At 70.2% G+C, this 20,323-nt stretch carries 20 protein-coding genes and 2 riboswitches; of the genes, 15 read left to right on the forward strand and 5 right to left on the reverse strand.

All coding sequences use genetic code 11. The features are described 5' to 3' along the window. Window positions 1–24 precede the first annotated feature (24 nt). From IE178_RS18050 to IE178_RS18070, 5 genes are all read left to right on the forward strand, one after another. Complete coding sequence (locus IE178_RS18050) at window positions 25–792, forward strand: enoyl-CoA hydratase/isomerase family protein (protein WP_184764018.1); 768 nt, start codon at window positions 25–27, stop codon at window positions 790–792. Window positions 793–968: 176 nt separating this feature from the next. Next, the gene (locus IE178_RS18055; RefSeq protein ID WP_193513042.1) at window positions 969–1,577 is read left to right on the forward strand and encodes an ATP-binding protein; all 609 of its coding nucleotides are present in this window, start codon (window positions 969–971) and stop codon (window positions 1,575–1,577) included. 128 nt (window positions 1,578–1,705) lie between these two features. Continuing rightward, window positions 1,706–2,620: a helix-turn-helix domain-containing protein gene (locus tag IE178_RS18060; protein ID WP_193513043.1), complete on the forward strand. Its 915-nt coding sequence runs from the start codon at window positions 1,706–1,708 to the stop codon at window positions 2,618–2,620. 48 nt (window positions 2,621–2,668) lie between these two features. After that, entirely contained in the window at window positions 2,669–2,881 is a 213-nt protein-coding gene (locus IE178_RS18065) for an EF-hand domain-containing protein (protein WP_184764021.1), read from the forward strand. Between the two features lie 42 nt (window positions 2,882–2,923). Continuing rightward, window positions 2,924–3,646 (forward strand): NADPH-dependent F420 reductase, encoded by a 723-nt coding sequence (locus tag IE178_RS18070; RefSeq protein WP_193513044.1) that lies wholly within the window; start codon window positions 2,924–2,926, stop codon window positions 3,644–3,646. Window positions 3,647–3,703: 57 nt separating this feature from the next. Here IE178_RS18070 and IE178_RS18075 read toward each other — a convergent pair whose 3' ends face one another. The 5 genes from IE178_RS18075 to gcvT all read right to left on the reverse strand — a co-directional run bounded on the left by IE178_RS18075 (window position 3,704) and on the right by gcvT (window position 8,812). Then, the gene (locus IE178_RS18075) at window positions 3,704–4,261 is read right to left on the reverse strand and encodes a glycoside hydrolase family 25 protein (protein ID WP_193513045.1); all 558 of its coding nucleotides are present in this window, start codon (window positions 4,259–4,261) and stop codon (window positions 3,704–3,706) included. Window positions 4,262–4,340: 79 nt separating this feature from the next. Then, window positions 4,341–5,708: an L-serine ammonia-lyase gene (locus IE178_RS18080; RefSeq protein ID WP_193513046.1), complete on the reverse strand. Its 1,368-nt coding sequence runs from the start codon at window positions 5,706–5,708 to the stop codon at window positions 4,341–4,343. A gap of 164 nt (window positions 5,709–5,872) precedes the next feature. Then, window positions 5,873–7,132, reverse strand: coding sequence for a serine hydroxymethyltransferase (gene glyA, locus IE178_RS18085; protein ID WP_184764025.1), 1,260 nt, complete (start codon window positions 7,130–7,132; stop codon window positions 5,873–5,875). A 14-nt stretch (window positions 7,133–7,146) separates the two neighbouring features. Beyond that, the gene (gene gcvH / locus IE178_RS18090) at window positions 7,147–7,524 is read right to left on the reverse strand and encodes a glycine cleavage system protein GcvH (RefSeq protein ID WP_184764026.1); all 378 of its coding nucleotides are present in this window, start codon (window positions 7,522–7,524) and stop codon (window positions 7,147–7,149) included. A gap of 169 nt (window positions 7,525–7,693) precedes the next feature. Then, window positions 7,694–8,812: a glycine cleavage system aminomethyltransferase GcvT gene (gene gcvT / locus IE178_RS18095; RefSeq protein WP_193513047.1), complete on the reverse strand. Its 1,119-nt coding sequence runs from the start codon at window positions 8,810–8,812 to the stop codon at window positions 7,694–7,696. 37 nt (window positions 8,813–8,849) lie between these two features. Then, window positions 8,850–8,975, reverse strand: a riboswitch (glycine riboswitch). Beyond that, window positions 8,976–9,076: riboswitch (glycine riboswitch) on the reverse strand. It lies immediately after the preceding riboswitch. Window positions 9,077–9,299: 223 nt separating this feature from the next. On the opposite strand from gcvT, the gene IE178_RS18100 reads away from it, so the two are divergent. From IE178_RS18100 to IE178_RS18145, 10 genes are all read left to right on the forward strand, one after another. Further along, window positions 9,300–9,968 carry an AAA family ATPase gene (locus tag IE178_RS18100; RefSeq protein ID WP_193513048.1) on the forward strand — a complete coding sequence of 223 codons (669 nt, stop codon included), beginning with the start codon at window positions 9,300–9,302 and terminating at the stop codon, window positions 9,966–9,968. A 76-nt stretch (window positions 9,969–10,044) separates the two neighbouring features. After that, entirely contained in the window at window positions 10,045–10,836 is a 792-nt protein-coding gene (locus IE178_RS18105; RefSeq protein WP_184764029.1) for an enhanced serine sensitivity protein SseB, read from the forward strand. A gap of 144 nt (window positions 10,837–10,980) precedes the next feature. Continuing rightward, the gene (locus IE178_RS18110) at window positions 10,981–11,739 is read left to right on the forward strand and encodes an enhanced serine sensitivity protein SseB C-terminal domain-containing protein (protein WP_184764230.1); all 759 of its coding nucleotides are present in this window, start codon (window positions 10,981–10,983) and stop codon (window positions 11,737–11,739) included. A gap of 313 nt (window positions 11,740–12,052) precedes the next feature. Next, entirely contained in the window at window positions 12,053–13,060 is a 1,008-nt protein-coding gene (locus IE178_RS18115) for an ABC transporter permease (RefSeq protein WP_184764030.1), read from the forward strand. Between the two features lie 70 nt (window positions 13,061–13,130). After that, window positions 13,131–14,930 (forward strand): ABC transporter substrate-binding protein, encoded by a 1,800-nt coding sequence (locus tag IE178_RS18120; RefSeq protein WP_184764031.1) that lies wholly within the window; start codon window positions 13,131–13,133, stop codon window positions 14,928–14,930. Between the two features lie 139 nt (window positions 14,931–15,069). Continuing rightward, a complete protein-coding gene (locus tag IE178_RS18125) occupies window positions 15,070–16,068 on the forward strand; it encodes an ABC transporter permease (RefSeq protein WP_193513049.1) in 999 nt (332 codons plus the stop codon). After that, a complete protein-coding gene (locus IE178_RS18130) occupies window positions 16,065–17,162 on the forward strand; it encodes an ABC transporter ATP-binding protein (RefSeq protein ID WP_184764033.1) in 1,098 nt (365 codons plus the stop codon). The genes IE178_RS18125 and IE178_RS18130 overlap by 4 nt, the downstream gene beginning before the upstream one ends. Before the next feature lie 29 nt (window positions 17,163–17,191). Further along, on the forward strand, window positions 17,192–18,622 hold the full coding sequence (locus IE178_RS18135; protein ID WP_193513141.1) for an ABC transporter ATP-binding protein: 1,431 nt from the start codon (window positions 17,192–17,194) through the stop codon (window positions 18,620–18,622). 63 nt (window positions 18,623–18,685) lie between these two features. Beyond that, on the forward strand, window positions 18,686–19,342 hold the full coding sequence (locus tag IE178_RS18140) for a trimeric intracellular cation channel family protein (protein ID WP_184764034.1): 657 nt from the start codon (window positions 18,686–18,688) through the stop codon (window positions 19,340–19,342). 89 nt (window positions 19,343–19,431) lie between these two features. After that, complete coding sequence (locus IE178_RS18145) at window positions 19,432–20,292, forward strand: thioesterase family protein (protein ID WP_193513050.1); 861 nt, start codon at window positions 19,432–19,434, stop codon at window positions 20,290–20,292. The last annotated feature ends 31 nt before the right edge of the window (window positions 20,293–20,323 follow it).

Below are 20,323 nucleotides of genomic sequence, written 5' to 3' on the forward strand. Positions count from 1 at the left end.
GTTAGTCACCGTTAACCTGCTGGCATGACCGTACATCTCGAAGTCGCCGAGGGCGTCGGCACGCTGCGCCTGGACCGCCCGCCCATGAACGCGCTGGACATCGCCACCCAGGACCGGCTGAAGGAACTCGCCGAGGAGGCCGCCCGCCGCGACGACGTGCGCGCCGTCGTGATCCACGGCGGCGAGAAGGTGTTCGCGGCGGGCGCGGACATCAAGGAGATGCAGGCCATGGACCACGCGGCGATGGTCGCGCGCGCCCGCGCCCTGCAGGACTCCTTCACGGCCGTGGCCCGCATCCCCAAGCCGGTCGTCGCCGCCGTCACCGGCTACGCGCTCGGCGGAGGCTGCGAACTGGCGCTCTGCGCCGACTACCGCATCGCCGGGGAGAACGCCAAGCTGGGCCAGCCCGAGATCCTGCTCGGCCTCATCCCGGGCGCGGGCGGCACCCAGCGCCTGTCCCGGCTGATCGGCCCCTCCAAGGCGAAGGACCTCATCTTCACGGGCCGTCAGGTCCGGGCCGACGAGGCGCTGTCGCTCGGCCTGGTGGACCGGGTGGTCCCCGCCGCGGAGGTCTACGAGCAGGCGCACGCCTGGGCCGCGAAGCTGGCCCAGGGCCCGGCGATCGCGCTGCGCGCGGCCAAGGAGTCGATCGACGCCGGGCTGGAGACCGACATCGACACCGGTCTGACCGTGGAACGCAACTGGTTCGCGGGCCTGTTCGCCACCGAGGACCGTGAGCGGGGGATGCGCAGCTTCGTGGAGGAGGGCCCCGGCAAGGCGAAGTTCGGCTGACCCTCCGAAACTTCCTTCGAAGACTTGCAATTGACGCGGTGTCTCATCCGGGTCCCTCGATGGGGCGGTTCATGGCAGCCTTGACGCACCCTTGAGCCGTTCGTGTCGGGGGAGCCCGTCGATTGCCTGAGAGTGCTCTCTTTCCGCAGGTAGGACGGGCTGTCGGCGACTCCGACGTGTCTTTGGCATATGCCGACGGACTGGTGGCGGGTGGGGGCGCACGGGGGGCGTATTCCCCCGGAACGGCCACGGAGGGTCCCACGGGCGGCCATCATGGGGGCATGGCGGGGCTGGAGGGCATGGATCAGCCGCGGGAAGACGGACGTGCGACCACGTCGCGCTGGTCGCCGACGGTCGAGGACGAACGCGGTTGGAAAGCGCTGGAGTTGTACGGCAACCCGGCGGAGGCAGAGGTTCCGCTACCGTCCCGCCCGGAGTCCGCCGCCACCGCCCGCCGGCTCGTCCAGGTGGTCATCCTGCGGCACTGGGGCCTCACCGCCAGGACCACCGAGGACGCCGTCCTGCTCGTCTCCGAACTCGTCGGCAACGCCGTACGCCACACCGGCGCCCGTGTCTTCGGCCTCCGGATGCGCCAGCGGCGCGGGTCGATCCGCATCGAGGTCCGCGACCCGTCCCGCGGCCTGCCCTGCCTCATGCCGGTCCAGGAACTGGACGTCAGCGGCCGAGGCATCTTCCTCGTCGACCGACTGGCCGACCGCTGGGGCGTCGACCTGCTGCCCCGGGGCAAGACCACCTGGTTCGAGATGCGCGTCGCGGACCGCTGACGCAGGGCGGCGCCCGCGCTGCCCTCAGCCGTGGTCGCGGTGGAACGGCGCCTGAGCACCCGCCGGCCGGTGACCGACCACATCCGCTCCTTGAGTCTCCACCCACTGGAAGGCCCAGACTGCCGGACATGACCGATGACGGCACCGGACTTCTCACCATCGGCGAGCTCGCCCGTGCCACCGGACTGTCCGTGCGCACCATCCGCTACTGGTCCGACGAGGGCGCCCTGCCCCCGGTGGCCCGTTCCGCGGGCGGCTACCGGCTCTACGACGCCGGCTCCGTCGCCCGCCTGGAACTGGTCCGCACCCTGCGCGAGCTGGGCCTGGGGCTGGACGACGTACGCCGGGTGCTGGCCGGTGAGACGACGGTCGCGCAGGTCGCGGCGGCCCATGTGGCCGCGCTCGACGCGCAGATCCGGGCGCTGAAAATGACCCGTGCGGTGCTGTCGACCGTGGCACGACGCGGCTCGACCGCCGAGGAGACGACACTGATGAACAAACTGGCCCGATTGTCCACCGCCGAGCGACGGCGCATCATCGAGGACTTCATGGCGGAGATCTTCGAGGGCATCGACACGGCGGACCCCGACATCCGCACCCGCCTGCGCTTCGCCGCGGCCAACCTGCCCGACGACCCCAGTCCCGAACAGGTGGACGCCTGGGTGGAGCTGGCCGAACTCATCCAGGACCCGGCCTTCCGGACCACCCTGCGCGAGATGATCGAGTTCAACGCGGCGGACCGGGGACCGGACGTCCCCTCCGGCAGCTCCCTGTGGTTCATGAGCCGCCTGGTGCAGCTCGCGGGCGACGCGCTGAGGGAGGGCGTCGCGCCGGACTCGCCCCGCGCCGGCGACGTCCTGTGCGAGCTGATCGGCGACGCCGACCCGGCCGCCGTACTGGAACGCCTCGCGGCGGCGACGAACGTCCGCCTCGCCCGCTACCGCGAGCTGTCCGCCCTCGTGAACGGCCTGGAACCCCCGTCCGCACACGAGCGGGAGTTCGCGTGGGTGGTCGCCGCACTGGAGGTCCGCGTGGCCCGTTAACCTGATCACGTCAGTAGGACGGCACAGCACGAGACGAGGGGCGGACCGGTGGCGGACATCGAGGAAGCGCGCAAGCAGTTCGAGCGGATCGATACGGACGGGGACGGATTCGTCACCGCTGCCGAGTTCAAGACCGCGCTGGCCCAGGGCGGTGACTGGAACGTCACCGAGACGGTCGCGGAGGCCGTGATCAAGTCCCGCGACCTGAACGGCGACAAGCTCCTGTCGTTCGACGAGTTCTGGGCCCACCTGAACAAGTAGATCCGGAATAGCCCGCCCGTCCGGGAGGTTGGTGCCGGTCACATGGTTCCCGCGGGGAACCGCAGCGGACACCGATCCCCGGAAGGGCGAGGCGAGTCGGACATGAAGATCGGCATCATCGGAGCGGGAAACATCGGCGGAAATCTCACCCGGCGGCTCACCGCCCTCGGGCACGACGTCTCCGTCGCCAACTCCCGCGGCCCGCACACGCTGACGGATCTGGCCGAGGAGACCGGCGCGACCCCGGTGCGGGTCGAGGACGCGGCGCGCGGCGCCGAGATCGTGGTGGTCACCATCCCGCTGAAGGCCGTGGCGGGCCTGCCGTCCGGTCTGTTCGACGAGGCCGCGGAGGGCGTGGCCGTCATCGACACCGGCAACTACTACCCCCGCCAGCGGGACGGCAGGATCGCGGGCATCGAGGACGAGGGCCTCACCGAGAGCCGCTGGACCGAACGGCAGCTCGGCCACCCGGTGATCAAGGCCTTCAACGGCACGTACGCCCAGGACATCCTGGACCGCCACCGCCCGGCAGGCGCCCCCGACCGGTTGGCCCTCCCCGTCGCCGGTGACGACGAGGCGGCCAAGCGGAAGGTCCGGGCCCTGATCGAGGAACTCGGCTTCGACACGGTCGACGCGGGCGGCATCGACGACTCCTGGCGCCAGCAGCCCGACACCCCGGTCTACGGCCTCCGCGCGGGCACCGAGGCCGTCACCAAGGCCCTGTCGGAGGCCTCCCCGCACCGCACACCGGACTTCCGCGGCTAGGGTCTGTCCGACGTGGATCCGGCCGAGCCCCGAAAGCCGGCCGGATCCGAACGACGCCTAGGCGCCCCCAGCCCACTCCTTCAGCGCCGACCTGCTGGAGAAGTCGGCGACGTTCTTGTCCAGCGGGTCGTCGGTGTACTGGTGGAAACGCCACGTGGCCTTGATGCGGGGCTTGCCCGCGGTGACGTAGTCGGCTATCCAGAGTCCGTCACCGGCATAGGACGTCGTATCGACGTTGAGCCAGAAATCCCGATTGCAGTACAGAATGACTCGGTGGTTCGGGCGCAGCTCCTTCACCTTGCGAAGGAAGCGGTCCTTCTCCGCATTGCTCGCACGGGTCCCGTCACCGGTCGTCTCCCAGTCGACCGCGAGGATGTCCCCGCGTTTCTCGGGCGCCTTGCTCACGAAGTACTCGGCCTGGGCGGTGAGATGGCCCGGCCAGAGAAAGTGATAGAACCCGACGACCAGACCGGCCTCGCGGCCGGTCCCGGTCTGGGCGCCGAGCCTGGGGTTCACGTACGAACGGCCCTCCGTCGCCTTGACGAAGACGAAGGAAAGGCCGTCCGTGTCGTACGAGGAGGACTGGTGGGAACTCACGTCGATGCCACGCAGCATGCGGGTCTCCCGTGTGGTGCCGTGGGGGGACGGGAATTGTGTTATTCCCCGCTTCAACCGCTTTGACGCGAAACCCCGTTCAGCACTCGATGATGTTCACCGCGAGCCCGCCCCGCGCCGTCTCCTTGTACTTGACCGACATGTCCGCGCCGGTGTCCTTCATGGTCTTGATGACCTTGTCCAGGGACACCTTGTGGGAGCCGTCGCCGCGCATCGCCATCCGGGCCGCCGTGACCGCCTTCACCGCGGCCATGCCGTTGCGTTCGATGCACGGGATCTGGACCAGACCGCCGACCGGGTCGCAGGTCAGGCCGAGGTTGTGTTCCATGCCGATCTCGGCGGCGTTCTCGACCTGCTCGGGCGTGCCGCCCAGCACCTCCGCGAGGGCGCCCGCCGCCATCGAGCAGGCGGAGCCGACCTCGCCCTGGCAGCCGACCTCGGCGCCGGAGATCGAGGCGTTCTCCTTGAAGAGCATGCCGATCGCGCCGGCGGCGAGGAGGAAGCGGACCACGCCCTCCTCGTCGGCGCCGGGGACGAAGTTGACGTAGTAGTGCAGGACGGCCGGAATGATCCCCGCCGCGCCGTTCGTCGGCGCCGTCACGACCCGGCCGCCGGCCGCGTTCTCCTCGTTCACGGCCATCGCGTAGAGCGTGATCCACTCCATGGCCAGGGCCTGCGGGTCGCCCTCGGAGCGCAGCTTGCGGGCGGTTTTCGCGGCGCGGCGGCGCACCTTCAGGCCGCCGGGCAGGATGCCCTCGCGGGACATGCCGCGCGACACGCACGCCCGCATCACGCGCCAGATCTCCAGCAGACCCGCGCGGATCTCCTCCTCGGTCCGCCAGGCGCGCTCGTTCTCCAGCATCAGGGCGGAGATCGACAGGCCGGTCTCCTCGGTGAGGCGCAGCAGCTCGTCGCCCGTGCGGAAGGGGTACTTCAGGACCGTGTCGTCGAGCTTGATGCGGTCCGCGCCCACCGCGTCCTCGTCCACGACGAATCCGCCGCCGACCGAGTAGTACGTCTTGGACAGTACGTCCGCGCCGGCCGCGTCGTACGCCCACAGCGTCATGCCGTTGGCGTGGTACGGGAGCGCCTTGCGGCGGTGCAGCACCATGTCGTCGTCGAAGGAGAAGGGGATCTCGTGCTCGCCGAGGAGGCGGATCCGGCCGCCGTCCTTGATCTTCTCCACCCGTTCGTCGGCCGACTCCACGTCCACCGTGCGCGGCGAGTCGCCCTCCAGGCCCAGCAGCACCGCCTTGGGCGTGCCGTGGCCGTGACCGGTGGCGCCCAGGGAGCCGTACAGCTCCGCCCGGACCGAGGCGACCGAGTCGAGCCGTCCCTCGTTGCGCAGCCGCCGGGCGAACATCCGGGCCGCCCGCATCGGACCGACCGTGTGCGAGCTGGACGGGCCGATGCCGATCGAGAACAGATCGAAGACCGAGATGGCCACGGCAGGACTCCTAAGGGTTCGGCGGACGGCGCTGTCCGCCGGGGAGGGGGTGGAACGACAAGGGCGCGGGGACACGGGTGCGCGCCGCATGGGGCGGGGCACCGCGCTCACTGACCCAGTGTGCGCGATGCCCCGGATGTCCGTACGAAGGAAAGCGTACGAAATTACTTCAGACCGGGGTACAGCGGGTGCTTCTCGGCGAGAGCGGTCACCCGTGCCCGGAGGGCCTCGACGTCGTACGACGGCTTGAGCGTCTCGGCGATCACGTCCGCGACCTCGGCGAAGTCCTCGGCCGTGAAGCCGCGGGTGGCCAGCGCGGGCGTGCCGATGCGCAGGCCCGAGGTGACCATGGGCGGGCGCGGGTCGTTCGGGATCGCGTTGCGGTTCACGGTGATGCCGACCTCGTGGAGCCGGTCCTCGGCCTGCTGACCGTCCAGCTCGGAGTCGCGCAGGTCCACCAGGACCAGGTGCACGTCCGTGCCGCCGGACAGCACGTCCACGCCGACGGCCCTGACGTCGTCCCCGACCAGGCGCTCGGCCAGGATGCGGGCGCCCTCCAGGGTGCGGCGCTGGCGCTCCTTGAAGTCCTCCGAGGCACAGACCTTGAAGGCGACGGCCTTGGCGGCGATCACGTGCTCCAGCGGGCCGCCCTGCTGGCCGGGGAAGACCGCGGAGTTGATCTTCTTGGCCAGTTCGGCCGTGGAGAGGATCACACCGCCGCGGGGGCCGCCCAGCGTCTTGTGCGTGGTGGTCGTCACCACGTGGGCGTGCGGCACCGGGTTCGGGTGCAGACCCGCGGCGACCAGGCCGGCGAAGTGCGCCATGTCGACCATGAGGTACGCGCCGACCTCGTCCGCGATCCGGCGGAACGCGGCGAAGTCCAGCTGACGCGGGTACGCCGACCAGCCGGCGACGATCAGCTTCGGCTTGTTCTCCTTGGCGAGGCGCTCGACCTCGGCCATGTCGACCCGGCCGTCGTCGCCGACGTGGTACGCGACCACGTCGTAGAGCTTGCCGGAGAAGTTGATCTTCATGCCGTGGGTCAGGTGCCCGCCGTGCGCGAGGTTCAGGCCCATGATCGTGTCACCGGGCTTGAGCAGCGCGAACATCGCGGCGGCGTTGGCCTGGGCGCCCGAGTGCGGCTGCACGTTGGCGTGCTCGGCGCCGAAGAGCTCCTTGACCCGGTCGATGGCGATCTGCTCGACCACGTCGACGTGCTCGCAGCCGCCGTAGTAGCGGCGGCCGGGGTAGCCCTCGGCGTACTTGTTGGTGAGGACCGAGCCCTGGGCCTCCATGACCGCGACCGGGGCGAAGTTCTCCGAGGCGATCATCTCGAGCGTGGACTGCTGGCGGCGCAGTTCGGCGTCGACCGCGGCGGCCACCGCCGGGTCGAGCTCGTGCAGGGGCGTGTTCAGAAGCGACATGCGGCTACGACTCCTCAGCCCGCGATGTGGGCGTCGTACTCGGCGGCGGAGAGCAGGTCGGCCGGCTCGTCCGTGACCCGCACCCTGAACAGCCAGCCGCCCTCGAAGGGGGCCGAGTTCACCAGGGACGGATCGTTCACGACGTCCTCGTTGACCTCGGTGATCTCACCGCTGACCGGGGAGTACAGATCGCTGACCGACTTGGTCGACTCCAGCTCGCCGCAGGTCTCGCCCGCCGTCACACTGTCACCGACCTCGGGGAGCTGGACGAAGACCACGTCGCCGAGCGCGTTGGCCGCGTGCTCCGTGATGCCGACCGCCGACACGCCGTCCTCGGCGGCCGACAGCCACTCGTGCTCCTTGCTGTAACGCAGCTGCTGGGGGTTGCTCATGGCCTGAATTCTCCTGTACGCGGGGGACTGCTGATGACGGGGGACTTGCGCGAAGCGCACGTGAGCAGGCGCGACGCGAAAACGGCGTGGACCGGCCCAGGCGCGGGGAGGCTGCCCGGGGGCCGCTACGACGGGGTGCCGCCACGACGGTGCCGCCGTGACGACGGTGTCACTTCTGCCGCTTGTAGAACGGCAGCGCCACGACCTCGTACGGCTCGTGGCTGCCGCGGATGTCCACGCCGACGCCCTCGGTGCCCGGAGCCGCGTGCGCGGCGTCGACGTAGGCCATCGCGATCGGCTTGCCCAGCGTCGGGGAGGGGGCGCCGGAGGTGACCTCGCCGATCACCTCGCCGCCGGCGACGACCGCGTACCCGGCGCGCGGGACCCGGCGGCCCTCGGCGACCAGACCGACCAGGACGCGGGGCGGCTCGGAGGCGGCGCGCTCGGCGGCCTCGGTCAGCGCCGCGCGGCCCACGAAGTCGCCCTCCTTCTCGAACTTCACCACCCGGCCGAGACCGGCGTCGAAGGGTGTGAGGGAGGTGGTCAGCTCGTGCCCGTACAGCGGCATGCCCGCCTCCAGGCGCAGGGTGTCCCGGCAGGACAGCCCGCACGGGACCAGGCCCGTGCCCTCGCCCGCCTTGGTCAGCGCCTGCCACAGTTCGACCGCGTGCTCCGGCTTCACGAACAGCTCGAAGCCGTCCTCGCCGGTGTAGCCGGTGCGGGCGATGAGGGCCGGGACGCCGGCGACGGTGCCGGGCAGGCCGGCGTAGTACTTCAGGCCGTCCAGGTCGGCGTCGGTGAGCGACGTGAGGATGCCGGGGGACTCCGGACCCTGCACGGCGAGCAGCGCGTACGCGTCCCGGTCGTCGCGCACCTCGGCGTCGAAGCCGGCCGAGCGCTCCACCAGCGCGTCCAGCACCACCTGGGCGTTGGAGGCGTTGGCGACGACCATGTACTCGCTCTCGCCCAGCCGGTAGACGATCAGGTCGTCCAGGATGCCGCCGTCCTCGCGGCAGATCATGGTGTAGCGGGCGCGGCCGGGCCTGACGCCCCCGATGTTGCCGACGAGGGCGTGGTCGAGGAGCGCGGCGGCCCCCGGGCCGGTGACCGTGATCTCGCCCATGTGCGAGAGGTCGAAGAGGCCTGCCCGCGTGCGCACGGCGTTGTGCTCGTCGCGCTCGGAGCCGTAGCGCAGGGGCATGTCCCAGCCGGCGAAGTCGGTCATCGTCGCGCCGAGCGAACGATGCAGGGCATCGAGCGCGGTCCGGCGGGGTTCGGTACTGCTCATCGGTCGGTCTCCCAAAGGCATGACGGGCGAGGGCGTGTCCTCCCCATCTGTCATCGGAACCTGAGAGGTTCGCCATGACCGTCCGCGCAGGGGAGGGACCATGGCTTGCACCTTGGGTGGAGCCGGCGCAGCACGGCTGCGGCGGCCCGCTTTTCAGATGTGCCTCGCCCGCGCGGTAACGGGGCCTGAGAGATTCAAGGGAGGGACTTGCTCCTTCGGCGCCCCGGCGGCAAACGGTGCCGGGGACTCTCCCGCGCGGATTCAAACGGCCGGTATGCAGTTGGCGCGCACATCATTGCACGCATCGCGGGGGTCCGGCAGGGGGACCCTTTCCCTGGGACGCACAGGGCGTACGGGCACGGTCACAGCAGGCTGTGACAGGCCTGTTTCACGAAACGGACGGAAACGAGAGGCGCCCGGTATTACCTTCTCTTTACACTCAGTGGGGATTGGGACTCGTACCTGGCCCCAGGGGAGGACGATCACGGTGAACAGGACCACGGCGTGCGCCACCACCACGGGGGTCGCGCTGCCCCAGCAGCCGGCCGCTCAGGTCCGGGGGGCCCGCGGCGCGCTGCCGGCGCCCGTCGTCCGCGATCTGCGGGAGCGGGCCGGCCGCAGCCCGCGCGCCCTGCTCTTCGGGCCCCGCGACCTCGTCGTGGTCACCGGACTGCCCGGCAGCGGCAAGTCCACGCTGATGCGGCGCGCGGTACGCGGCGTCCGCATCGACTCCCAGGACACCCGGGACCGCTGGGAGCGCCGTATGCCGCGCTTCCTGCCGTACGCCGTGTACCGCCCGCTGGTCCGCCTCTCCCACTACGCCGGGCTGCGCCGCGCGCTGCGGGCCGGCGAGGGGATCGTCGTCCACGACTGCGGGACGCAGGCATGGGTGCGCCGCTGGCTGGCCCGCGAGGCCCGCCGCCGGGGCGCGGCCCTGCATCTGCTGCTGCTCGACGTCACACCGCAGGAGGCGCTGGCCGGCCAGCGCGAGCGCGGGCGCGGGGTCTCCCGGTACGCGTTCCTGCGCCACCGCGCGGCGAGCGACCGGCTGCTGCGCGCCGTGGAGCGCGCGGACGTGCCGGCCGGCTGCGGTTCGGCGGTCCTCATCGACCGGGACGCGGCGAACGCGCTGCGCCGCATCGGCTTCACGGACTGATCGAACCCGACACGGTTCGCGCGGCAGCCGTTAGCCTTTCCAGCCACAGCAGTGGTTCCAGGCAGGTGGTAGGCAGATGGACATCCCGGCGGACTTCCCGGCGGACTTCCCGGCGCAGGCGCATCCCCATCCGCACGGTGGATGGCCCGGCAACGAGCTGGAGGAGGTGCTCTCCGCCTCCCTCGGCGTCCCCTCGGCCGGGGGCAGGATCATCGAGGTGCTGGGCCGCAGCTTCGTCTGGATACCGCTGCCGAACGGCGGCGGCCCGGACAGCGGCCCGCTCGACCTGCCCACGACGGAACTCGACGGCCAGGCGTACGTCCCGGTGTTCAGCTCCGAGGAGCAGTTCCGCCAGGTCGTCGGCTCCCACATGTCGTACACCGTCGCGCCCGCCGTGGAGTTCGCCCGCGGCCTGCCGCCGCAGGCCGGCATCGCGGTGAACCCCGGCGGCGTGGTCGGCATCCCGCTGCCGCCGGCGGCCGTCGCCGAGCTGTGCCGGTCCGGACGCACCCCGCTGGACGGCTCGGCGAGCGGCGGCCGGGTCCGGCTGTTCGAGCCCGACTGGCAGGACGACCCGGTGGACTTCCTCGGTGCGGCCGCGGAGGAGTTCGCCTCCCTCGGCGTGGTGACCAGCGCCCGCCGCTGCCTCGCCGCGATCGAGACGGCCGACCCCGTGCTCTTCGTCGGCGTGGAACTCTCCGAGTGGGAGGGCGACGCGCGAGCCCTGCCGATGGACGCGCTGGGCCGTGCCCTGGGCCGCACGCCGGTGCGGTGGCCGGTCAACCTGGTCCTCCTGGACGTGGCCCAGGACCCGGTGGGCGACTGGATGCGCACCCGCGTCCGGCCCTTCTACCAACACCAGCGGTGACCCGGCCCCGGGCAGCCGCGCCGCGCACACGCAGCGGCTGCCCGGGCGCGGGCGGCTTAAGCTAGGTTCATTGGCCGGCTGGGGTTGTACGGAGGGGCGATACAAGTGAGCGCTGGCACCGCGGCGGCCGGACAGGTCGAGCACATGCTGCGCCAGGTGACGCCCGGGCGTTACGACGCCTACGAGGCGTTGCTGCGCGCACTCGCGACCCCCTCGTCCGGCCAGGTCTGGATGCTGCTGTGGCACGGTCAGGCCGGCTCCCCGGACGCCCAGTACGGGAACATGGAGGTCGACGGCTTCGGCTACGCGCCCTGCGTCACCTCCGCCCAGGAGCTGTCGGCCAGCGGCTGGAACCGGTCGTACGAGGTGGCCGACGGCCTCGAAGTGGCCCGCGCGCTCTATCCCGACCACTACGGGCTCTGGCTGAACCCGCACGCCCCCGGCGGCGGCGTCGGCATCCCCTGGCTCGACCTGCGCCGGATCGCCGGCGGCCTGGACCGCCAGCCCGCCGGGCCGCTGAGGCTGTCCGAACCGGCCATCGAGATCCCGCAGTTCTACGCCCTCCTCGCGCAGAACGCCCACCGCACCCCGGCCGTCCGCGCCCTGCGCCGCGCCTGGGTGCAGCCTGCGCTGGGCGCCCCGTACCTCGCCATCGGCCTGGACGTGTACGACGCCTCCCCGCCCGCCGTGGACGCGGTGCGCGCGATGATGCAGCAGTCCCTCGGCGCGGTCCCGGACGGACTGCCCGTGTCGACCGTCGCGATGTCCGACGAGCACGACCCGGTCGCGATGTGGCTGCGCGCCAACGCCCGCCCCTTCTACGACCGTGAGGCGCACGCGCCGGCCCCCGCGGCCGCCCCCGCGACGGGGTACGGATACCCGCCCGCGCCGGGTCGCTTCTGACGCTCACCGCCCGTCACCCCCTGCGGCCGGGGGGCCGCGTTCTTCGCGCGTAGAAGCAGGCGTAAGATCAACCTTCGCGAACGATGTCCCCGATTGCCCCCGTCCGACCACCGTTACCCGCCGTCCGCATAACGGAACCCTCCAAACAGCATCACGTTTGCGCATCCATTCACCGTCAAGTCTGGCAAGGCGGAGCCGAAGCGTTGAAGACTCCCGCACCAGGGGCGTTCGCCCTTTTGTACGACAGAGTGATGACGCCGCTACAGCGGCAAGTCAGGGCCGGTCACCGCCGGTTGAGAGGGGTCCCTGCCAGATGACGGCACCATTGCACGAGCCGACCGCCGAAACGGCCCCAAGTGCGGCTGAGGAAGCGGCGGTTGCCGGCACCGAGGCCAAGGCGGTGCAGGGGCGTTCCCTGGGCCGGATCGCCTGGGAGCGCCTGAAGCGGGACAAGCTGGCCCTCGCGGGCGGCGTGGTGGTGCTCCTCCTCATAGCCGTCGCACTGCTCGCCCCCGTGATCACCGCCCTCGTCGGGCAGGACCCCGAGTCCCACCACGAGGACCTGATCGACCCGCTCTTCGGCACCCCCATCGGTTCCTTCGGCGGCATCAGCGGTGAGCACCTGCTCGGCATCGAGCCGGTCAACGGCCGCGACATCTTCGCCCGCATCGTCTACGGCGCCCGCATCTCGCTGCTCGTCGGCTTCCTGTCGGCCATCGTGGCCGTGATCATCGGCACCGTCCTGGGCATCCTGGCGGGCTTCTTCGGCGGCTGGGTCGACGCCCTCATCAGCCGGGTGATGGACGGTCTGCTCGCCTTCCCGCAGCTGCTCTTCATCATCGCGCTGGTCTCCGTCATGCCGAACGACATGCTGGGTCTGAGCGGCACCGGCGTGCGCCTGCTCATGATGATCCTCGTCATCGGCTTCTTCGGGTGGCCCTACATCGGCCGCGTGGTCCGCGGTCAGACGCTGTCGATGCGTGAACGTGAGTACGTCGAGGCGGCCCGCTCGCTCGGCGCCGGGCGGTTCTACATCCTCTTCAAGGAACTGCTGCCCAACCTGGTCGCGCCGATCATCGTGTACACGACGATGATGATCCCCACCAACATCCTGACCGAGGCGGCCCTCAGCTTCCTGGGTGTGGGCGTCAAGCCGCCCACGGCCTCCTGGGGCCAGATGCTCTCGAGCGCGATCGATTACTACCAGTCGGATCCCATGTACATGGTGATCCCGGGTGTGGCGATCTTCATCACCGTTCTTGCCTTCAACCTCTTCGGCGACGGCGTGCGTGACGCGCTGGACCCGAAGGGCTCCCGCTGACCTGCCGCACCGGCAAGCGACCCGTGGCACCTGCACGGGGTCTCTCATCTAATCCGGAGGATCCGAGATCGTGACTACCCAACGCACCTCAGGGCGGCGCAAGCAGGCCATGGCCGCTGCCGCAGTGGTCGCCGCGCTGCTGACCACGGCGGCGTGCGGCGGCGGCGGAACGGACAACGGCAACGGCGGTGCGAAGAACGGCGCGGCCGGCTTCGACGCCGCCAACAACAAGGTCGCCCAGGCCGACCAGGCCAAGAAGGGCGGCACGCTGAAGTTCGCCAGCTCGCAGGACGCCGACTCGTGGGACACCACGCGCGGCTACTACGGCTTCATGTGGAACTTCTCGCGCTACTACAGCCGTCAGCTCGTCACGAACAAGACCGAGCCGGGTTCGGCCGGCGCCGAGGTCACCCCCGACCTCGCCTCCGGGCTCGCCAAGGTCTCCGACGACGGCAAGACCTACACGTACACCCTGCGTGACGGCATCACCTGGGAGGACGGCAAGCCGATCACCTCCAAGGACGTCAAGTACGGCATCGAGCGCGTCTGGGCGCAGGACGTGCTGTCCGGCGGCCCGACGTACCTCAAGGAGGTGCTCGACCCCAAGGGTGAGTACAAGGGCCCGTACAAGGACAAGTCCAAGGACAAGCTGGGTCTGAAGGCGGTCGAGACGCCGGACGACAAGACCATCGTCTTCCACCTGCCCAAGGCCAACTCGGACTTCGAGGAGATGCTGGCGCTCACCTCCGCCTCCCCGGTCCGCCAGGACAAGGACACCAAGTCGAAGTACGGCCTGCACCCGTTCTCCTCGGGCCCGTACAAGTTCGAGTCCTACAACCCGGGCAAGGACCTCACCCTGGTCCGCAACACCGAGTGGAAGCAGGAGTCGGACCCGGTCCGCAAGGCGTACCCGGACAAGATCACGGTCAAGTTCTTCACCAACGCCAACGAGCTGGACGCCCGTCTGATAGCCGGTGACTACGACCTGGACCTGGCCCAGACCGGTCTGTCCCCGCAGGGCCGCACCACCGCCCTGAAGGAGCACAAGGGCAACCTGGACAACCCCGTCTCCGGCTACATCCGCTACGCGACCTTCGCGCAGAACGTGAAGCCGCTGGACAACATCCACTGCCGCAAGGCGCTGATCCTCGGCGCCGACCACGTCTCGCTGCAGAACGCGCGCGGCGGCCCGATAGCCGGTGGCGACATCGGCACCAACATGCTGCCGCCGTCCGTCCCGGGCTCCGAGGGCCAGAAGTACGACCCGTACGAGATCGCCGGCGCGAACAAGAAGGGCAACGTCGCCAAGGCCAAGGAAGAGCTGAAGGCCTGCGGCAAGCCCGAGGGCTTCAAGACCACCGTCGCCGTCCGCAACAACAAGCCGGTCGAGGTGGCCACCGCCGAGTCGCTCCAGGCGTCGCTGAAGAAGATCGGCGTCAACCTGGAGATCGAGCAGTACGACGGCTCGCAGTACGCCAGCGTCGTCGGCAGCCCCTCCAACGTGGAGAAGAAGGGCTACGGCGTCATCATCATGGGCTGGGGCCCGGACTTCCCGTCCGTCCAGGGCTACGGTCTGCCGCTGTGGCACAGCGACTACATCCTCGAGAGCGCCAACAACAACTTCGCGCTGATCGACGACAAGGACATCGACGGTCTGTTCGACCGGTACGTCAAGACGCTTGACGACGCGGGCAAGACCGAGATCGCCAAGGAGATCAACCACAAGGTGATGGAGGGCGGTTACTACCTGCCCTTCGTCTTCGAGAAGTTCATCAACTGGCGCTCCAACCGACTGGCGAACGTGTACACGACCGACGGCTACAGCGGTCAGTACGACTTCGTCAACGTCGGCCTGAAGTCCACGAAGTAACCGGTACACCCGCCGTACGGCACGAAAGGCAGGTGAAGGCCGGCGCGGCGTGAGCGCGGGCCGCCGGAAGTCCCCCACTGCTCAAAAGGCGTGGGAGGTACCCCACCGGCGGCCCGCGGTCCGCAGCGGGCCGTAAGCTGTGCTCGCTTACCTCATCAGGCGGCTGTTCGCCGCCGCAGTGATGCTGGTGGTCATCATTCTGGTGGTCTTCAGCATCTTCTTCCTCTTCCCCAAGTGGGCGGGCGTCGACATCGCCCTGAGCTTCGTGGGCAAGCAGGCAGGCCCCGACGCAGTCGAGGCGGTGCGGCTGAAGCTGGGTCTGGACGACCCGGTCTTCATCCAGGCCTGGGAGTTCTTCAAGGGTCTCTTCGCGGGCCGCACCTACGCGGCCGGCGGCGACGTCACCCACTGCTCCGCGCCGTGCTTCGGCTACTCCTTCCGTACCGAGCAGTCCGTCTGGCCGGTGCTGACCGAGCGTTTCCCGGTGACCCTGGCTCTCGCGCTCGGTGCGGCCGTCCTGTGGCTGATCTTCGGCCTGGCCGCGGGTGTGCTCTCCGCGCTCAAGCGGGGCACCCTGTGGGACCGCGCCGCGATGATCGTGGCGCTGTCGGGCGTCTCCCTCCCCATCTACTTCACCGGTCTGCTCAGCCTGGCGATCTTCTCCCACGGTCTGGGCTGGATCAACGCCGAGTTCGTGCCGCTGGAGGACAGCTTCACCGGCTGGTTGGGCGGCATGATCCTGCCCTGGATCACCCTGGCGTTCCTGTACGCGGCGATGTACGCCCGGATCACCCGAGCCACCATGCTGGAGATCCTCGGCGAGGACTACATCCGTACCGCCCGCGCCAAGGGCCTGCGGGAGCAGGTCGTCATCCGCAAGCACGCCATGCGCTCGACGATGACGCCGATCCTGACCATGCTCGGCATGGACATCGGTGCCCTCATGGGCGGCGCGATCCTGACCGAGACCACGTTCAGCCTGCCCGGCCTCGGCCAGAAGGTGCTGGACGCGATCCGGACGCAGGACCTCCCCTTCATCCTGGGCGTCACCCTGATCACGTCCGTCGCGGTCCTCGTCGCCAACCTCGTGGTGGACATTCTGTACGCCGTGATCGACCCCCGAGTGAGGCTCGCATGACCGACCTGAGCAAGACCGGCGCGGCCGTGGGTGAACCCACCGACGGCTCGCCGGCCCCCACCGCCTTCCTGGAGGTCCGCGACCTCAAGGTGCACTTCCCGACCGACGACGGTCTGGTGAAGTCCGTCGACGGGCTGAGCTTCAAGCTGGAGAAGGGCAAGACCCTCGGCATCGTCGGCGAGTCCGGCTCCGGCAAGTCGGTCACCTCGCTCGGCATCATGGGCCTGCACACCGCCGGTCAGTACGGCAAGCGCAAGGCACAGATATCCGGTGAGATCTGGCTGGACGGCACCGAACTGCTGACCGCCGACCCCGACTACGTGCGCCGGCTGCGCGGGCGCGAGATGGCGATGATCTTCCAGGATCCGCTGTCCGCGCTGCACCCGTACTACACGATCGGCCAGCAGATCGTGGAGGCGTACCGCATCCACCACGACGTGGACAAGAAGACCGCCAAGCGCCGTGCCGTGGAGATGCTCGACCGCGTCGGCATCCCGCAGCCGGACAAGCGGGTGGACAGCTACCCGCACGAGTTCTCCGGCGGTATGCGCCAGCGCGCGATGATCGCGATGTCGCTGGTGAACAACCCGGAGCTGCTCATCGCCGACGAGCCGACCACCGCGCTCGACGTGACGGTGCAGGCGCAGATCCTGGACCTGATCCGCGATCTGCAGAAGGAGTTCGGCTCCGCGGTCATCGTCATCACCCACGACCTGGGCGTCGTCGCCGAGCTCGCCGACGACATCCTGGTGATGTACGGCGGCCGTTGCGTGGAGCGCGGCCCGGCGGAGAAGGTGTTCTACGAGCCCCGTCACCCCTACACCTGGGGCCTGCTCGGCTCGATGCCGCGGCTGGACCGCGAACAGCAGGACCGGCTGATCCCGGTCAAGGGCTCCCCGCCCTCGCTGATCAACGTCCCGTCCGGCTGCGCCTTCAACCCGCGCTGCCCGTACGCCGATGTCCCCAAGGACGACGTCACCCGCACCGTCCGCCCCGAGCTCACCGAGGTCGGCAGCCGGCACTGGGCCGCCTGCCACATGTCCGCGGAGCAGCGGGAGCGAATCTGGACCGAAGAGATTGCGCCGAAGCTGTGAGCGAGAAATCCAAGGACACAGCCGTGACGATGCCCGCGCAGACCGACGGCAACGCCCCCGCCGGGGACCCCGGCGGTGAGGTCCTGCTGAAGGTGACGGGGCTGCAGAAGCACTTCCCGATCAAGAAGGGCCTGCTCCAGCGGCAGGTCGGCGCGGTGCACGCGGTCGACGGCCTCGACTTCGAGGTCCGGGCCGGCGAGACCCTCGGTGTGGTGGGCGAGTCGGGCTGCGGCAAGTCCACCATGGGCCGGCTGATCACCCGGCTGCTGGAGCCGACGGGCGGCACGATCGAGTTCGAGGGCAAGGACATCACGCACCTCGGTGTGGCGGACATGCGCCCGATGCGCCGCGATGTGCAGATGATCTTCCAGGACCCGTACTCGTCGCTGAACCCGCGCCACACCATCGGCACCATCGTCGGCGCTCCCTTCAAGCTCCAGGGCGTCGTGCCCGAGGGCGGCATCAAGAAGGAAGTGCAGCGGCTGCTGTCGGTCGTGGGTCTCAACCCCGAGCACTACAACCGCTACCCGCACGAGTTCTCCGGCGGTCAGCGCCAGCGCATCGGCATCGCCCGCGCTCTCGCCCTCAACCCCAAGCTGGTCGTGGCGGACGAGCCGGTCTCCGCGCTGGACGTCTCCATCCAGGCCCAGGTCGTCAACCTGCTGGACGACCTCCAGGAGGAGCTGGGCCTGACGTACGTCATCATCGCCCACGACCTGTCGGTGGTCCGGCACGTCTCGGACCGGATCGCGGTGATGTACCTGGGCAAGATCGTCGAGCTGGCCGACCGCGACGCGCTGTACAAGGCGCCGATGCACCCGTACACCAAGGCGCTGATGTCGGCCGTGCCGATCCCGGACCCGAAGCGCCGGGGCGCCAAGAGCGAGCGCATCCTGCTCAAGGGCGACGTGCCCTCGCCGATCTCCCCGCCGAGCGGCTGCCGCTTCCACACGCGGTGCTGGAAGGCGACGGAGATCTGCAGGACGACCGAGCCGCCGCTGCTGGAGCTGAAGCCCGGCCAGCGCGTGGCCTGTCACCACCCGGAGAACTTCGAGGACCAGGCCCCGCAGGACACCGTCCTGCTGACGGCCGCGAAGGAGGCCTCGGAGCTCCTGGGCGAGGCGGCGCTGGAGAAGTCGGCGGAGACGTCGGCGGCGGTGGCGGCGGAGGTCTCGGGCGAGACTCCGGAGCCTGCCGGGACCCCGGAGATCACCAAGACCGCGAACGCCCCGGTGACTGCCGAGGCGGAGTCCGCGGAGGGCGCCGAGACCGCGGAGGCCGGCGAGACCGGTGAGGCTCCGGAGACGGACGTGACTCCGGAGGCCGACGCGGCCGAGGAGCCCGCGGCGTCCGCGGAAGCCGAAGCGGGGAAGCCCGCCGGGACCGCCGAAGCCGGGGCCGCCGAGCCGGAGGCCCCCGAGGGTACTGGGAAGGCACCTGGGAAGTCCTCGGACAAGTAAGCCCACTCAAGCCCCCGCCTTGCTTTGCAAGGTGGGGGCTTGTTGGTGGGTGAGAATGTAAGGGTGCTCCAGCAACTGTTCAGTCCGTCCGTCCTGCACACGCTCGACCTGATCGGCATCTTCGTCTTCGCGATCTCCGGCGCCCTGCTGGCCGTCCGCAAGAACTTCGACGTCTTCGGCATCGCCGTGCTCGCCGAGGTCACCGCCCTGGGTGGTGGACTCTTCCGTGACCTGGTCATCGGTGCGGTACCGCCCGCCGCCTTCACGGATCTGGGGTACTTCGTCACCCCCCTGCTCGCCACGGCCCTGGTGTTCTTCCTCCACCCACACGTGGAGCGCATCCAGGCCGGCGTCAACGTCTTCGACGCGGCGGGCCTCGGCCTCTTCTGCGTGGTCGGCACCATCAAGGCGCACGACCACGGCCTCGGTCTGACCGCCTCCGCCTGTCTGGGCCTGGCCACCGCGGTCGGCGGCGGTGTGCTGCGCGACGTGCTCGCCAACGAGGTGCCCTCGCTGCTGCGCTGGGACCGCGACCTGTACGCGGTCCCGGCCGTCGTCGGCGCCACCATGGTCGCGCTGTGCATCCGCTACGACGCGCTGAACTCCCTGACCAGCGGCGCCGCCGTGATCACGGCCTTCGTCCTGCGGCTGTTCGCGATGCGCTACCACTGGCGGGCGCCTCGCGCGTGGCATCGTCGCTCGACGGCCGTGGAGGAGTAGCGCCGGGGGCGTACCGGTTTCACATCGGCGCAGCATCCGCCCCATCGGCAAAGCTACCGCTTAGTATTATCTTCTTGTACTGTTCAGCCATGCCAGAAGCAGCCTCCGCCCAGCCCACCCGGGCCACTCTCGGCGCCGGTGAGTTCGACCGCGACACGGCGCTCACCCCGCGCGAGCCCGGCGTCTACGACATCGACCTCTCCGCCGGCTGGACGATCATCAACGCCGTCAACGGCGGTTACCTGCTGGCCGTCCTGGGGCGCGCGCTCGCGGACGCCCTGCCGCATCCCGACCCGTTCACCCTCTCCGCGCACTATCTGACCGCCTCCCAGCCGGGTCCGGCGGTCGTCCGCACCGAGACCGTGCGCACCGGGCGGACCCTGTCGACCGGTCAGGCGTCCCTGTTCCAGTTCGACGAGCAGGGCCGGGAGGTCGAGCGCATCCGCGTCCTCGCCTCCTACGGTGATCTGGACTCCCTCCCGGACGACGTCCGGACGACGGCGAAGCCACCCGCGATACCGCCGATGGAGCAGTGCTTCGGAGCCGAGGACGGAGCGGCCCCCGTCGACGGCAGCTCCGCGATCGCCGACCGCCTGATGCTCAAGCTCGACCCGTCGACCCTGGGGTGGGCCCTCGGGCAGCCCTCGGGCAAGGGGGAGATGCGGGCCTGGTTCGGTCTCGCCGACGGCCGGGAACCCGACCCGTTCTCGCTGCTCCTCGCGGTGGACGCCCTGCCGCCCACCGCCTTCGAGCTGGGGCTCTCCGGCTGGGTCCCCACGGTGGAGCTGACCGTCCACGTCCGCTCCCGCCCGGCCCCCGGCCCCCTGCGCGTCTCGATCACCACCCGCAACCTCGCCGGCGGCTTCCTGGAGGAGGACGCCGAGGTCTGGGACAGCGACGACCGCCTGGTGGCCCAGTCCCGCCAGCTGGCACGCGCCCGCCTGGCCTGACCCCGTGCCGCACCCGGCCCGACCCCGCGCC

The organism is Streptomyces griseoloalbus (genome assembly GCA_014650015.1).
GTDB classification, from domain to species: domain Bacteria; phylum Actinomycetota; class Actinomycetes; order Streptomycetales; family Streptomycetaceae; genus Streptomyces; species Streptomyces griseoloalbus.

Bases quoted from the DNA above. Each gene is read 5' to 3' on its own strand.
- IE178_RS18060 (WP_193513043.1), top strand. From the start codon at position 1,706: ATGACCGATGACGGCACCGGACTTCTCACCATCGGCGAGCTCGCCCGT.
- gcvH (WP_184764026.1), bottom strand. From the start codon at position 7,524: ATGAGCAACCCCCAGCAGCTGCGTTACAGCAAGGAGCACGAGTGGCTG.
- IE178_RS18105 (WP_184764029.1), top strand. From the start codon at position 10,045: ATGGACATCCCGGCGGACTTCCCGGCGGACTTCCCGGCGCAGGCGCAT.
- IE178_RS18050 (WP_184764018.1), top strand. From the start codon at position 25: ATGACCGTACATCTCGAAGTCGCCGAGGGCGTCGGCACGCTGCGCCTG.
- IE178_RS18110 (WP_184764230.1), top strand. From the start codon at position 10,981: ATGCTGCGCCAGGTGACGCCCGGGCGTTACGACGCCTACGAGGCGTTG.
- IE178_RS18130 (WP_184764033.1), top strand. From the start codon at position 16,065: ATGACCGACCTGAGCAAGACCGGCGCGGCCGTGGGTGAACCCACCGAC.
- gcvT (WP_193513047.1), bottom strand. From the start codon at position 8,812: ATGAGCAGTACCGAACCCCGCCGGACCGCGCTCGATGCCCTGCATCGT.
- IE178_RS18135 (WP_193513141.1), top strand. From the start codon at position 17,192: ATGCCCGCGCAGACCGACGGCAACGCCCCCGCCGGGGACCCCGGCGGT.
- IE178_RS18145 (WP_193513050.1), top strand. From the start codon at position 19,432: ATGCCAGAAGCAGCCTCCGCCCAGCCCACCCGGGCCACTCTCGGCGCC.
- glyA (WP_184764025.1), bottom strand. From the start codon at position 7,132: ATGTCGCTTCTGAACACGCCCCTGCACGAGCTCGACCCGGCGGTGGCC.
- IE178_RS18115 (WP_184764030.1), top strand. From the start codon at position 12,053: ATGACGGCACCATTGCACGAGCCGACCGCCGAAACGGCCCCAAGTGCG.
- IE178_RS18075 (WP_193513045.1), bottom strand. From the start codon at position 4,261: ATGCTGCGTGGCATCGACGTGAGTTCCCACCAGTCCTCCTCGTACGAC.
- IE178_RS18070 (WP_193513044.1), top strand. From the start codon at position 2,924: ATGGTTCCCGCGGGGAACCGCAGCGGACACCGATCCCCGGAAGGGCGA.